This is a genomic window from Photobacterium kagoshimensis, assembly GCF_050337045.1.
GTDB lineage: Bacteria > Pseudomonadota > Gammaproteobacteria > Enterobacterales > Vibrionaceae > Photobacterium > Photobacterium kagoshimensis.
The window spans coordinates 137,150-151,102 of record NZ_JAKJSO010000015.1; the positions used below are offsets into that span (position 1 = coordinate 137,150).

The window sequence follows — 13,953 nt, forward strand, 5'->3', positions numbered from 1 at the left end:
AGTATGTCAGAAGAAGTGAAAGAGGCCGAACAAGCGTTAAAAGCGGGCAATGTCATGTTTTATGCGCTGAGCCGTAAGTTTGTTGATGAGCAATACGATGTACCCGAAGAAGCCAAGCAAGTGCTGTACTACAGCCTTGCCATTGGTCACCACTTGGGGGTGGTTGATTGCCTAAAAACCGTCTTGCAATGCACCAGAGACGAATACAAAGCTTGGATAGGAAAGTTACCCCAAGACAGTGAAGCCTACCGAAAGATGGCGGGATTTTTCACCTTTGGCGAAATTACGATTTATCCCGATCACCTTCACATGTTAGCGGGCGCTTTTTCAAGTATTCCGGTCGAAGAGCAAGATGAAAAGCAACAAGCCTTAACAGCAGGATTGATTGAAGTTCTGACCGAGATTTACCACGAGCCCACAATGTATTTAATGGTGAGAAGTCGCTAATGAGCAAAAATATCGTATTAACCGTTGGCAACAGCATGATGGGTGATGACGGCGCTGGCACGCTATTAGCTGAAATGATGCAGGAAAATCCTGTGGCCGATTGGGTTGTGATTGATGGTGGCAGCGCCCCTGAAAACTATGTTCACCAGATCAGAGAATTGTCCCCCGCGCGTGTGTTGATCATCGATGCGGCTGAGATTGGCGAGAAAGCAGGGGAGATCAGGATTATCGAACCTGATCAGATAGCTGAAATGTTCATTATGTCGACCCATTGTTTGCCGCTCAATTTCTTGATTGAAGAGCTGGAAACCTTTGTACCTGAAGTCACCTTTGTTGGCATTCAGCCAGCCATAGTTGCGTTCTCGTTCCCCATGACAGACATGGTGCGTGATGCTGTGACAACCGTGTATCAGTCCTTACCGACCTGGCAAGGTAACGGTGGTTTTGCGGTGGTATAAATATCCGCTATTTGTGTTCGTCATTTCTGATGACGAAGTGTCGATGTCGACATCGACACTTTTCTACTTGAAGTATTTGGAGGCTGTTGTTATTCCAACCCTATTGATAAATCAATACGTTACGGTGTTTTAAAGTGTGAATTAAAAATTGGTACACCTTATGCATTATACGGATTGGTGTCATGGATATTTTCGACAGCTTATTGGAAGTAAGAAAAAGAAAGAGGATAGTGTCATGAACAGGTTTGTTTTCGCAGACCCCAATCGTTGTATAGGATGCCGTACCTGTGAAGTGGCATGCGTACTTTCTCATTCGGAAGAGAATTCTGTTACATCGATTGATCCTGCACGATTTCATCCGCGCTTAAAGTTGATTAAAAACGCGAAAGTAACGACACCCGTATTATGTCGTCAATGTGAAGACGCACCTTGCGCGCAAGTGTGTCCAAACAACGCCATCGTGTCGGAAGATAATCAAATCAAAGTTATTCAGTCACGTTGTATTGGCTGTAAAACTTGCGTGATTGCATGCCCTTACGGTGCGATGAACGTGGTTAGCGACATGGTAGATAACGGCGCAGAATCCGCTCTTTTCAAAATGAAAGTGCCAAAGGCGCAGGCCCTAAAATGTGATTTATGTAGTGGGAGCAGTACAGGTCCCGCGTGTGTTCAGGTATGCCCGACTAACGCCCTACAGTTAATCGAAGCTGAAGACATAGAAGAAATAACGAAGAAAAAACGCGAAGCCGCTGCAGAGTCAATTGCCGCAGTTGCTGCTTTGTAAATGTTATGACAAGTGAGAGTGTTATGGAAAAAACAATAGTTGTCTGTCCCTACTGTGGCACAGGCTGTAAGCTCAACTTATTGACAGAGAATGGCAAAGTAGTTGGAGCAGAAGCGGCAAACGGTCGTACCAACGAAGGTGAACTTTGCCTTAAAGGCTATTACGGTTGGGATTTCTTAAACGATACCAATTTGCTAACGCCACGCCTTAAAAATCCAATGATACGTCGTCATAAAGATGCAGATCTTGAGGCGGTGTCATGGGATGAAGCGATTTCTTTTGCCAGTGAAAAATTGTTGAGCATCAAGAAGGAATTTGGTCCAGACGCGATCATGACAACAGGTTCTGCCCGTGGGCCGGGTAATGAAGCAAACTATGTAATGCAAAAATTTGCCCGTGCAGTGATTGGGACTAACAACGTAGACCACTGCGCCCGGGTTTGACACGCTCCATCAGTCTCCGGTCTGGAGGCGACAGTAGGTAATGGCGCAATGAGCAACGCGATTACTGAAATTCAAGATACAAAATGCTTATTGGTGTTTGGCTACAACGCAGCAGATTCTCATCCTGTGGTGGCGAAACATATTCTTAAAGCCAAAGCTAACGGCGCGAAAGTGATTGTTTGTGACCCACGAATGGTTGAAACAGCACGTATTGCCGATCAGTGGTTACCACTGAAAAATGGTTCCAACATGGCCTTAGTGAATGCGTTTGCGAACGTATTGATTGAAGAAGGCTTATACAAGCGTGATTACGTTGAACAGTACACCGAAGGTTTTGAGGCATACCGTCAACAAGTCGCGAAATACACCCCAGAATATGTTGAATCTATTACTGGGCTAAAAGCACAAGACATTCGTCTAGCGATGCGCACTTACGCGAAATCGTCAGAATCTATGATCCTTTGGGGCATGGGTGTGACCCAATTTGGTCAAGCCGTTGATGTGGTTAAAGGTTTAGCCAGTCTTGCATTAATGACAGGTAACTTTGGTCGTCGTGGTGTGGGGGTTGGCCCTGTACGTGGTCAAAACAACGTACAAGGTACTTGTGATATCGGCATGCTACCTAACCGATTCCCAGGCTACCAAGATGTTGAAGACGAGAATATCCGTTCTAAATTCGAACATGCTTGGGGCGTTAAATTGCCAGCTAAACCGGGCTATCGTTTGACGGATTTGAACCACAAAGTGGCAGATGGTGAATGTAAAGCCTTCTACATTTTTGGTGAAGACCCAGCGCAAACCGAAGCAGATTTAGCGGCCTTACGTAAAACATTACGCGCAATGGACTTGGTGATTGTTCAAGATATCTTCATGACCCAAACCGCAGAAATGGCCGATGTTATCTTCCCTGCGACCAGTTGGGGTGAACATGAAGGTGTATACAGTAGTGCTGACCGTGGTTTCCAACGTTTCTACAAAGCAGTGAATCCACCAGAAAACGTCAAAGTTGACTGGGAGATCTTTAGCTTGATGTCTACGGCGATGGGCTACCCAATGTCGTACAGCAATACGCAAGAGATCTGGGATGAAATGCGTTCACTTTGCCCTACATTTGCAGGGGCAACGTACGAAAAAATGGCGGGCCTGAAGAGTGTTCAATGGCCTTGCCCAACGGAAGACCACCCGGGTACTTCGTTCTTGTTTGAAGGCAACGTCTTTAAAACGCCAAGTGGTAAAGGTCAGTTGTTTGCAACGGAATGGCGTTCACCACTAGAAACGCCGGATAGTGATTACCCATTTGTTCTATCGACTGTACGTGAAGTGGGCCACTATTCATGCCGCTCTATGACAGGTAACTGTAAAGCGCTGCAAACTTTAGCAGATGAACCTGGTTATGTTCAGCTTCACCCTGACGATGCCAAATCGCTAAACATTGCTGATCAACAACTGGTATGGGTGTCTTCTCGTCGAGGTAAAGTTATCAGTCGCGCGGCGGTAAACGAACGTGTTAATCGTGGTGTGGTTTACATGACTTACCAATGGTGGATTGGCGCTTGTAATGAGTTAACCATCGAGCATGTTGACCCAATTTCTAGCACCCCTGAATATAAATACTGTGCTGTTAACATTGAGAAAATTGTTGATCAAAGTTGGGCAGAAAATCATGTTCAGGTTGAATACAGTGCACTGAAATTGAAACTAAAAAATGCTGCGTTAGCGACAAATTAATGCAGCGATACCCAAGGGAGTATATTTAACACCATGACTCACTTGGGTAGAGCACGATAAATCAATGTGGCAATCGTGACGGTTGCCACATTGATACAAGTACGAGCAAGTGGCGTACTACTAAAGAGTTATCAAGTTGAGCTGTATCAATGTGCAACTGGATTGCTAGTGTAACCTCTTGATAATGTTGTTTGTATTGGATTATGGATAGTATGCAGAGGACAAAGAGTGCACCTTTAATCGAGAGTATCTCTGCCAAGTGGGATGATGATTTTCAAGAGTTAGCGCAAGTACTGTTAACCGCTACAGATATTCCGTCTTTTATACTGTGTTTGAATAGTATTGAATTCCATTTTGTGCCGATTAATAGAATTAACCTGATCCTTCATGAAAATGATGACGATCGTAGTTCGCTAGTTTATGTTTCACCTAAAGACAAAAGTGAACCCAAACTGGTTGAACTGAGTCATTGTCTACCAGAACATGACGATGGCAATAAAGAGATTGTAAATTACTTAAGCGATGGTGAATTTTTTAGTTCATACCCCAGCTTAGTAAAGAACGAGATATATAAGAATTTAAGAATGTACTGTCAGTTTCCGCTGACGACATTAACCAAGCATTATGGTGGGGTAGAGTTTCTCATTCATAATGAAATAACGTTTGACGATAATGCCTTGGAAAAATTAAAGCAATTATCATCGATTATTGCTTTTGCATTAGAAGCCGTTGTTGAAAGAGCTGCATTTTTTTCTATAGAGGAAGATAAATCTGGTAATCTTGACGGGAATAAAATATTAGTAGATATAACTAATGCTGTTATCAGTCAGGTTGAGATAAAAGATCTAACAAGGACACTGTTCAAACATTTAAAGAAGTACTTTAATGTTGAGTGTTTTAGTTTGATGTCATCTGAAAATACAACAGAGCGATTTTGTTGTTATGACGCGGATAAGGTCGAGTCAACTAATATTAAATGTATTGTACAGCATACCCAGTTTGAAGATACACCCGCTTCTTGTGTGCTAGAAACAATGCAGCCGTTTATTTTTAACAAAGACGATATACCAGATTTAAGTTTATCGTATAAAGAGTGCGGTAAGTTAATACCCCAAACCTTGCAATCGGCTTGTATTTTGCCATTGATTTTTCGCAATAAAGTGATGGGGGCGATGAAATTAGTTCATCGCGATAAAGACTATTTTCAAAGCTGTAACTTGGCACTGTTTCAACAAATTGCAGCGCGTTCGGCAATGGCTCTGGCTAACTTTCAAACGAGCCAAGAAGTGATGTCATTAGCCAGTGTTGGTGATGTTATTAAGTTGAACGATGAAGAGCCAAAGCACGAAGTGTTTAATGACATTATCAGTCAAAGTGGTATCATGAACGACGTGCTACAGAAAGTGCTTATGGTGGCAGACAGCGATTGTACTGTACTGATTCTAGGCGAGACAGGTACAGGTAAGGAGCTGATTGCTAAAGCTATTCACGATTTGAGCCACCGTAGTAACAAAGACATGGTGAAAATGAACTGTTCGGCCGTGCCATCGGGTTTGTTTGAAAGTGATTTGTTTGGCCACGAAAAAGGGGCATTCACTGGGGCTTTATCAAACCGAATTGGTCGATTTGAACGCGCAAACAAAGGCTCTTTATTTCTTGATGAAGTCGGTGATATGCCGATTGAACTTCAGCCTAAATTGTTGCGGGTATTGCAAGAAAAAGAAGTGGAAAGAATAGGGCGACACCAGTTAATCCCCGTCGATGTGAGGCTTATTGCCGCGACGAACTGTGATTTGCTGGAAATGGTACAGAATAAAGAATTTAGAAGTGATTTGTACTATCGGTTGAATGTATTTCCGATTGTATTACCACCGTTAAGAGAAAGGCGAGAAGACATTCCGCTGTTAGCCAAACATTTCACCCGTGTTATTGCTAAACAGATGAAGCGGAATATAACCAGTATTCCTGCAGAAACGGTGCGTTTGCTCTCCTTATTACCTTGGCCTGGAAATATAAGAGAGTTAAGGAATGTCATAGAACGCGCGGTCGTAATAACACGAGGTAATGTTTTAAATTTACCTGCCGAAGAACTCAAAGCGTTATTACCAAAAGGCGAGCGTGTTTCAGAATCACAAGACAATACTGTTGAAAATGACGTTTTTTTTGAAAATAGAGATGTATCTGAAAGGGAAGACTTATCGACAGTTAAAAACATAGAGCGTGAACATATTATTCAAGTTCTTAAAGAAACAAATGGAATTGTGGCTGGGCCTAAAGGGGCTGCTGTTCGGCTGGGACTTAAACGTACCACCTTATTATCAAGGATGCAGCGTTTAGGTATTTCATCAAAATCTTTTACTAATAATGGGTAATTAATTTCAGCAAAACCATGCTGGAGTTAATTACTACCTACAATATAGATAAGCCAGGATGGTTTATAATGCACGATGTAATCCAGTGTGAAGAGCATGCCTGCGTGTATGACTCTCACAAGGTCTCTCGATACCGTAAAAATGTTTTCGATAAAGATGAATTCGATAATTTAGCTGCTGAGTCAGCGGTTGCTCTGGTTTATAACGGTATTTCACATACTGTACTAATGTGCTCTGCTACCGAGTTAGAAAACTTGGCAATAGGTTTTTCTTTATCGGAAGGCATTATCCAACATTACCGTGATATTCATGATATTGACGTGGTTCATACCGCCAAAGGTATCGAGCTACATATTGAATTGTGCAACCGTTGTTTTGAACAGTTAAAACATGCCAGACGAACCATGGCGGGGCGTACGGGCTGTGGTATTTGTGGTACTGAACAGTTGGATCAAGTCGTACGTCCATTAGTGCCGCTTGGCAATCAACTCACCATGGATATCGCCAGCTTTGACTGCGCGCTGCAAGAACTTAAACAGCATCAAGCGTTGAATAGGATCACTGGGGCGACTCATGCTGCGGCGTATATTTCTTCACAAGGCGAGATCTTAGCAATCCAAGAAGACATAGGTCGCCATATTGCGCTTGATAAGCTGATTGGTCACATCATTAAAAACAAATTAACAGGTGGCGCTATTTTGGTCACCAGCCGTGCCAGTTTTGAAATGGTGCAAAAAGCGGTGGTGGCTGGGGTTGAAATCTTATTTGCGATTTCAGCTGCAACCATGATGGCCGTGGATCTCGCGCAGCAATCCAACTTGACCTTAGTAGGCTTTTGCCGACCGGGCCGTGCCGATGTCTATACCCATCCTGAGCGCGTGACTTGCCATCAATAGCATTTTGGCTAACGAGTTCTGTTTATATTTTTACCTGTATTTATGAGTGAGTACTAAAGATGAGAAAAACACACTTGGGCTGCATCTCAGCAGCGTTATTGATCGCGTCACCATTGGCATCAGCTCACGTTGGCGTTCATGGTTTACATAATTCTTTCATGGAAGGTTTTGTTCATCCCTTCTTTGGCCTTGATCACTTAGTGATGTTACTGGCCATGGGGTTTGTTGCTCGCCAAGCCAACAGTGTGAAAAAAGGGTTTGTGTTGATGGCATCTGTGCTTGGCTTTATGTTCGCAGGTGTATTGTTAGGTGAGTTGAGTGGTGCGATTACAGGGATGGAAACCTTGATTTTAGGTTCGGTGTTTGTAGTTGCAGCCACTATGTGGAAAATGCGTAACAAAGAAACAAGCGTCGCCAATACAGTCTTACTTAGCCTTTCGGTAACTTTAGTTCTGTTCCACGGTTGGGCGCACGGTGCTGAACTGGGTGGTGCGGTGTTAATGGAGTTTGCACCGGGCATGCTATTGGCATCAACCATTATTGTTTCTTTGGGTTATCAACTTGCGCGCTTTATTCCTTCTCGCTTCATGGCGCCAGTAGTTGCCGCAAGCGGCGCGTGTATCGCCTTACTTGGTTAAAGCCAGCTCAAGCAAAAGATAAAAGAGAGATAAACCAAGCGACAAACATAAGCCCTCGAATATTGAGGGCTTTTTAGTGTAATTATTAGATGTTATCCACTTTTTTCGATGCGGTGTGGGCGTGAACGACATAGTGCCATAATGATGCCAAAGGTGATCCCTTGGGTGATCATTGCTGTCCCGCCATAGCTAAAGAAGGGTAGCGGACTACCCATAACTGGAAGTAAGCCGCTGACCATACCTGTATTGATGAAGGTATAGAGAAAGAAGCTTAATGCCAATGAACCGCATAACAGACGATTGTAGAGTTGCTCTGATTGGCATGAGATCCATAAGATACGCAGCGTAATAAACAAGTACAGCGCCAGTAAAAATACACTGCCAATGAATCCCCATTCTTCGGCATATGTAGAGAAAATAAAGTCGGTTTGGCTCTCAGGAATAAAGCCTAAAGGGCCCTGATTCGCATTGGTCCATCCTTTACCTCTCATCCCTCCTGAGCCAATGGCAATAAGAGACTGGATGATTTGATAACCAGCCCCCCAAGGATCACTCTCAGGGTTTAGAAATTGTAAGACCCGTTTTTTCTGATAAACCTCCATGATGAAAAACCACATCAGAGGTATGAGCGTGGCAACGATAGCAACAATGCTGCCGATGATTTTCCAACTTATTCCCGCAAAATAGAGAACAAAGAACATATAGATAAGGGCAAATAGCGCACCATCCAGATCGGGTTGAATGAAGATCAACATGGTTGGAATAGCGGCCAGTAAAAGTGCGTAGAGGATTTTCCTTAAATCTAATGCTTGTCCACTAGTATGAATTAACCAAGCGATGACCATGGGGATAGCGATCTTGACCAACTCTGAAGGCTGAAACCGAATAAAGCCAAGTTTTAGCCAGCGTTGTGAGCCATTGGTGCTATCACCCACTAAAGCAACGGCGAGTAATAAAATGACAGTTAGCAAATATAAGTGTGGTGAAAACCGCAGGTATACCTGTGGCGGTACAGTTGCCATAACAAAGATGCAAAACAGGGCGATCATGCACCGGATAAGATGGTTAGTGATGACTGTTTCACTAAAGCCACTTGCGCTCCATACTGTCATGGAACTCAGTAGCATAAGCATTAACACTGCAAGTAAGAGCGGCAGATCAAGTTGGGGAATAGGATATTTTTTCACATACAATACTCAAATTGTATTCTGGTTTACTGTAAACCTAATACATGGAAAGAACGTTTTTTCGCGGGCGGTTATTTATCAGTCGAACAGTTAATTACTCATTACAGCTAATCAATAATCGGTCAGTAAGGGGCAACAAGTGCTGCCCCTCGTTATCGATTTACTACTTTGTCTTAAGCATCCTTCTGAATGGGCTTCAATCGGCAGATTGCTTGACGTGCACGCCAAGTAATGAAAGACAAAATAGCCAAACATAGCGTAATAACAGGTGCTGCCATTAGCGCCATGGTTGCTAGGCGGCTGATAGGTTCAGGCAGGGATGGCAAAAGGAAACCAATGCCACAGAGCAAGCCCACCCACATAGTGGCACTTAGCCATGAAAAGTAATGAAAGCGGGGCATTTCTTGTGCTCTCATGCCCATAGCCATAGGGAGTACACAGCGAACCCCTGGAATAAAGCGAGCAGAAAATAACGCAATGAGACCATGACGAGTCAGCAAGGTGTCAACGGTGCGCATGCTGGCGTCTGGAATTTTATCTAACCATGATTGCACTATTGGCAATCGGTTAAGCCATCGGCCTTGTGAGTAAGCGAGCCAACTACCGACAGATGCCGCGATGATCAATAAGGGAAAAGCGATAACAGGATTCAATACCCCAACGGCCGCCAAGGTACCTGTTAGTACGACGATACTGTCGCAAGGCAAAGGGGCGGCAGGTAAAAAACTACTTTCTAACCCAATAAAAAGCGTGACAAGAATATAAACTAAGATCGCACTGCCCGGAGCGAGCAGCACACTGAAGTCCTGGTGCCAAATTGCAACCAGTACTTCTTGGGTAGCTTCAAACATAGATGCTCCAATATACCAACAAAAATTAAGAATGTTATAAGGGGTATAGTGAAACGATCAGCGAGAATGAATGAAACGAAACTGCAGGTTACTGTCATGCCAGCCCGCAATACGGTGATTATAGAAGGAAAGATAGCCTCGCGGGATCCTGCGAACCGAACCCGAAAGCTGAATTAATGAGGCAATAGTCAGAATTGCTAAAGGCCACTGCAGAGGATCTTTACTCGGTGGCTGACTGGGTTGCGAAGAAAGTCGCAAGTTAGCACTGCGCAGTATTAACGTATCGTTAGATGCATCAGGAGCCTGATTTGGGCTTGTAATGGAATATGGGCTTTGAGAAAAACTGAGTTCAATAGCACGTTCAGCATGGCTAAATAGCAATACTGTCAGGAGCGTTATGAAAATGGGGAACTTCTCTAGTAGCTTATGCAATCTCAGAGCCTACGCAATCTAGTCGCCTATTAAAAAATCGTCCTATATGTACTCGCAACCAGTGCAAAAAGCAATATTTCTTATCGCTAATTGAATGGCTAATTAAAGCTGGAAAAAAAGAAGGGCTACCCAGTGGTAGCCCTTTGTTTACGGGGAACTTAGAGCGAGCTCATATTATTGAGCGGGTGTTGGCTCTGGTGTTGGATCTACTGGCTCAACAGGATCTACTGGGTCGATAGGGTCAACCGCAGGTTTACGCAGTTGTAGCTGCCAGTAACCTTGGAAACCACGCGCGTATTCAGTTTCATTCGTGAGTACGACTGTGTCGCCTAAGTGGTAGGCCGGCATATCATCTGCAGGGAACGGATAGATGAACTTATCACTTTCCCAAGTACCATCAGCACTATTAACGGCGGTACCATGACCAAAGATAGCGATTAACTCTCCTGGAACATTCGGGTTAGCAACCGTGAATTGTGTGCCATCAATCGCCTTATGAGTCGAGTATTCGCCTGACATCTGTTTACCCGATTTATCAAAGGTATGAGAAGCAATTTGCTCGACTGTTGAACCATCGACTTCCGCTGTGACTATTTCAGCCACTTCGAAGTGCCTTGTATCTTCACCTTCAATCGCGTTACGTCGACCTGCGGCAAAAGTGACATGCCCATCTGATTTAACGGATGCGACTCCGTAGTTATCATCGCGATATGGAATGTCATCGTGGTTGAATAGGTGCAGTTTTGGCAGCTCAGCAATGTTATCCCATAGGTAGTATCCTTGAGCATTCTTATTGTAAGCATCGCTCACCAAACAGCCAGCACCTGAGTTTTTCAGTTGATCACGAACAGCGAGACTGATTGCTTGCTTGATATTACAGTAGAAAGGACTATCACCCGGGTAGGTCAATTCCTGCTCGGTCACTTCTAATGTTGCAAGGTTGATTATAGTCAGCAAAGGTGATGTCAGATATTCGTCAGACGATGGTCTTTTTAATACCGCAATTTCATCAGCACTTGATGGAAGCTGCAAAATCTCACCATAGACTTTGTACTGCTCAGCCCATGTACTTGTTTCGAAATCAAAGAGGTTGACTGTGACTTCATTCGGGTAGCTTGAACTTAAGTGTAAGAAGTTACCTGCTTCTGTGAAATAGAAAGCATCACTGGATAGGTTAACTTTATTATCACGGAAGAAGCTCATATCAACTGGTGTTAGCTCGCCTGTCGCTAAATGGTAGCGATAGCCTTTATGCTCGCGTTTGACACCACTTAGATGATCATTGGCTGTGAGCAGGAAGGTGTAACCATATTGCGTTGCTTGCATTTGGTTACGTAGCATCTTGAAGTCTTCTGTTGGCAATGCAACTTCTTGAGGATCACTTTCACCTGCGGATGTTATTTCAGTAACGAAAAGCGGGCCATTTTTGCTGTCTTCAGCTTGCCAGAAACGATATAGCGTATTGTCATCTTTGATTGCTTGAATAAGCTCTTGATCTTCAGGGATATTGGCATTGCGTGCCATTTTATGCCACTGATAAACATCAGCGTTATCAGCAACATTAACGCTCAGCTCAACGGCCTGTGGGCTGCTGCCTACTGATACATCAACACCAAGTTCAGCAAAGATTTTTTGCAGTTCAACAGGTACTTTTTGTAGTTTTAACTTAGTATCACCAGCACGTACCGCACGCATTAGATCTTTGTCTTCATCGTTGTCAGCAATCTGGATACCAGATTCATCTCTGGCCGCTTCTCTAAAGCCGTTCCATTCGAAGTCCAAGCCACCTTGCTCTGCAACAAACTCATAAACCTTGCCGTTTGAACGTGTGAATTTGAAGTGATATGGATAGCTACCACCTTCAGCAAGCATCATGGTGCCACTGAGTGTTTCTAGGTCGAATGGCGGTTCAGAGCTGATTATTTTTGCCGCAATGACTTTAACATTTTCAGATAAAACTTTGTCTTTGTGATTTGCAGTGACAACAACATCGCCTTCAATAATGCCTGTTGCGACCCCATTTTCATCGATAGCTAAGATTTCAGGGTTACTACTGGTCCACGTGGTATCTTCTGAAATAACTGACACGCTGCCGTCATTGTATTCACCGTTTAGAGTCAGTTGAAGTGTTTCAGCTTTCGCGACACTGTTGTTTGGTAGGTTTAAACTGATTGTCATCAATTTAGCTACAACATCGAACTCTTGTGATGCAGTAAGTTCACCTAGTGTTGCTGTAACAGTAGCACTACCGATGCCCTTGCTCAGAAACTGACCATTACCTAGTGATTCAAGAATTTCAGGGTTACTCGATGTCCATTCAGCGTCAGCACTGAAATCCACAATATAGTTATTATGGTGAACACCTTGTGCAATAACAGTAAATTGGTCTTCTAAGTATTGCTCGCGATGATTAAATCCAAGCTGAAGTGAGGTTAACACTGCTTTATCGGCAGTAAATTTAACCGTCGCAGTTGCACCTTGGTAGGTAGAGGTTAGGGTAATATCACCCGTTTTTAAAACTTGAAGTTTATCACCATCTATTGAAACAGCATCGGCTGGAGTAGCAGACCAAGAGGCAAGTGATGTAACTTCTGTTGTTGTACTGTCGGTCCATAATGCTGAAACAACAGGCTGAAGCTGATCGCCAACAGTGACTCGGCTATTGATGCCTGTTAATACAATATTTTCAAGTGAGGCATCTTCAGAAACAATTATTTCGCTAACCGCTTCGACACCTAAGTGTTCAGCATAAACAATAATTTTACCAGCTTGTTTAATTCGCCATTTATGACCGTCAATTACAATCGCGCCAGCAGGGGCAACCGTGATATTTGATTTACGTGTAATATCAAGTGAAATACCATTAGATAAAATACCGTAAATTGATGGTGATACTAAGTCGCCAATACTTGCGCGTTGTGGTAAACCTGAAATAATAATGTTATTGAGTATTGGGGTAGTATCTGGAACTACAATATTGTCAAATTCAGTTTTCCAACTATAAATATCATCGAAACGGTGAGCTTCATTTTCTAGGAACCACTTATCGTTAAAAAGTGAGTCCCAAGCTGCTGTATAAGCACGGTTATTCAGTTTGAACCATTCTTTCCACGATACATTATCCATGACTGCACGTAGCCAAATAGTACTGTTTTTAAATCCAGCCATAGATGCAGAATAATCAATGATCGCTTTTAAACCGACGCCATAGCGCATGATTTGAGGTTCTAGCGCATTACGATCGAGTTTCTGGTAGTTAGCCCATTCACTGTCGGTGACAAAGTTGTTTTTGTCGACATCGGCAAGAACATACTCAACGGTTGAAAAGTTGCTGATTAATGTAGAATTACTTTGTTTTTTAAAGGCTTCTTCTAAGCTTTTACCATCGTACTGGTAAAGAATAATATCGTCACGAAGGGCACGATAAGTGATAGGTTGGTTTTTGATTTTTTCAAACAAACTATTATCAATACCTGCATTGATAATATACTTACCATCGGCATTCGTTTTACCTGACGCAAGTAACTGTGTGCCAGCATAAACTGAAACGGTGGCATCCGCGATAGGACCATCGTATACGTTACCCACGAAAGTTAATGATTTCTTATCAACTTTTGGATCTGGGTTTACATTTGAATTATCGTCGCCACCACCACACGCAGTGAGCATTACAATGAGTGGAACACTCATCCAACAGGGCTTGTACATTTATTCTCC

General features: G+C 43.3%; 11 protein-coding genes. 7 read left to right on the forward strand and 4 right to left on the reverse strand.

The features are described 5' to 3' along the window. Positions 1 to 3: 3 nt before the first annotated feature. The 7 genes from L4C35_RS14100 to L4C35_RS14130 all read left to right on the forward strand — a co-directional run bounded on the left by L4C35_RS14100 (position 4) and on the right by L4C35_RS14130 (position 7,766). Positions 4 to 447 (forward strand): formate hydrogenlyase maturation HycH family protein, encoded by a 444-nt coding sequence (locus tag L4C35_RS14100; protein WP_428463474.1) that lies wholly within the window; start codon positions 4 to 6, stop codon positions 445 to 447. Beyond that, on the forward strand, positions 447 to 905 hold the full coding sequence (hycI, locus tag L4C35_RS14105; protein WP_428463475.1) for a hydrogenase maturation peptidase HycI: 459 nt from the start codon (positions 447 to 449) through the stop codon (positions 903 to 905). Before L4C35_RS14100 ends, hycI begins: the two co-directional genes overlap by 1 nt. A gap of 235 nt (positions 906 to 1,140) precedes the next feature. Next, the gene (locus tag L4C35_RS14110) at positions 1,141 to 1,689 is read left to right on the forward strand and encodes a 4Fe-4S dicluster domain-containing protein (RefSeq protein WP_428463476.1); all 549 of its coding nucleotides are present in this window, start codon (positions 1,141 to 1,143) and stop codon (positions 1,687 to 1,689) included. Positions 1,690 to 1,712: 23 nt separating this feature from the next. Next, entirely contained in the window at positions 1,713 to 3,860 is a 2,148-nt protein-coding gene (gene fdhF / locus L4C35_RS14115) for a formate dehydrogenase subunit alpha (RefSeq protein WP_428463477.1), read from the forward strand. 203 nt (positions 3,861 to 4,063) lie between these two features. Then, complete coding sequence (locus tag L4C35_RS14120) at positions 4,064 to 6,232, forward strand: sigma 54-interacting transcriptional regulator (RefSeq protein ID WP_428463478.1); 2,169 nt, start codon at positions 4,064 to 4,066, stop codon at positions 6,230 to 6,232. Between the two features lie 68 nt (positions 6,233 to 6,300). Further along, positions 6,301 to 7,128, forward strand: coding sequence for a formate dehydrogenase accessory sulfurtransferase FdhD (fdhD, locus tag L4C35_RS14125; protein ID WP_428463479.1), 828 nt, complete (start codon positions 6,301 to 6,303; stop codon positions 7,126 to 7,128). A 59-nt stretch (positions 7,129 to 7,187) separates the two neighbouring features. Further along, the gene (locus tag L4C35_RS14130; RefSeq protein WP_428463480.1) at positions 7,188 to 7,766 is read left to right on the forward strand and encodes a HupE/UreJ family protein; all 579 of its coding nucleotides are present in this window, start codon (positions 7,188 to 7,190) and stop codon (positions 7,764 to 7,766) included. Positions 7,767 to 7,858: 92 nt separating this feature from the next. Here L4C35_RS14130 and rodA read toward each other — a convergent pair whose 3' ends face one another. The 4 genes from rodA to L4C35_RS14150 all read right to left on the reverse strand — a co-directional run bounded on the left by rodA (position 7,859) and on the right by L4C35_RS14150 (position 13,944). Then, entirely contained in the window at positions 7,859 to 8,953 is a 1,095-nt protein-coding gene (gene rodA, locus L4C35_RS14135) for a rod shape-determining protein RodA (protein WP_428463481.1), read from the reverse strand. Between the two features lie 173 nt (positions 8,954 to 9,126). Beyond that, positions 9,127 to 9,804, reverse strand: coding sequence for a DedA family protein (locus tag L4C35_RS14140; RefSeq protein ID WP_428463482.1), 678 nt, complete (start codon positions 9,802 to 9,804; stop codon positions 9,127 to 9,129). A 57-nt stretch (positions 9,805 to 9,861) separates the two neighbouring features. Next, on the reverse strand, positions 9,862 to 10,236 hold the full coding sequence (locus tag L4C35_RS14145; RefSeq protein WP_428463483.1) for a hypothetical protein: 375 nt from the start codon (positions 10,234 to 10,236) through the stop codon (positions 9,862 to 9,864). Between the two features lie 174 nt (positions 10,237 to 10,410). Next, positions 10,411 to 13,944 carry an Ig-like domain-containing protein gene (locus tag L4C35_RS14150; RefSeq protein WP_428463484.1) on the reverse strand — a complete coding sequence of 1,178 codons (3,534 nt, stop codon included), beginning with the start codon at positions 13,942 to 13,944 and terminating at the stop codon, positions 10,411 to 10,413. Positions 13,945 to 13,953: the final 9 nt, after the last annotated feature.

Bases quoted from the DNA above. Each gene is read 5' to 3' on its own strand.
- L4C35_RS14100 (WP_428463474.1), top strand. From the start codon at position 4: ATGTCAGAAGAAGTGAAAGAGGCCGAACAAGCGTTAAAAGCGGGCAAT.
- hycI (WP_428463475.1), top strand. From the start codon at position 447: ATGAGCAAAAATATCGTATTAACCGTTGGCAACAGCATGATGGGTGAT.
- L4C35_RS14110 (WP_428463476.1), top strand. From the start codon at position 1,141: ATGAACAGGTTTGTTTTCGCAGACCCCAATCGTTGTATAGGATGCCGT.
- L4C35_RS14120 (WP_428463478.1), top strand. From the start codon at position 4,064: ATGGATAGTATGCAGAGGACAAAGAGTGCACCTTTAATCGAGAGTATC.
- fdhD (WP_428463479.1), top strand. From the start codon at position 6,301: ATGCACGATGTAATCCAGTGTGAAGAGCATGCCTGCGTGTATGACTCT.
- L4C35_RS14130 (WP_428463480.1), top strand. From the start codon at position 7,188: ATGAGAAAAACACACTTGGGCTGCATCTCAGCAGCGTTATTGATCGCG.
- L4C35_RS14140 (WP_428463482.1), bottom strand. From the start codon at position 9,804: ATGTTTGAAGCTACCCAAGAAGTACTGGTTGCAATTTGGCACCAGGAC.
- L4C35_RS14150 (WP_428463484.1), bottom strand. From the start codon at position 13,944: ATGTACAAGCCCTGTTGGATGAGTGTTCCACTCATTGTAATGCTCACT.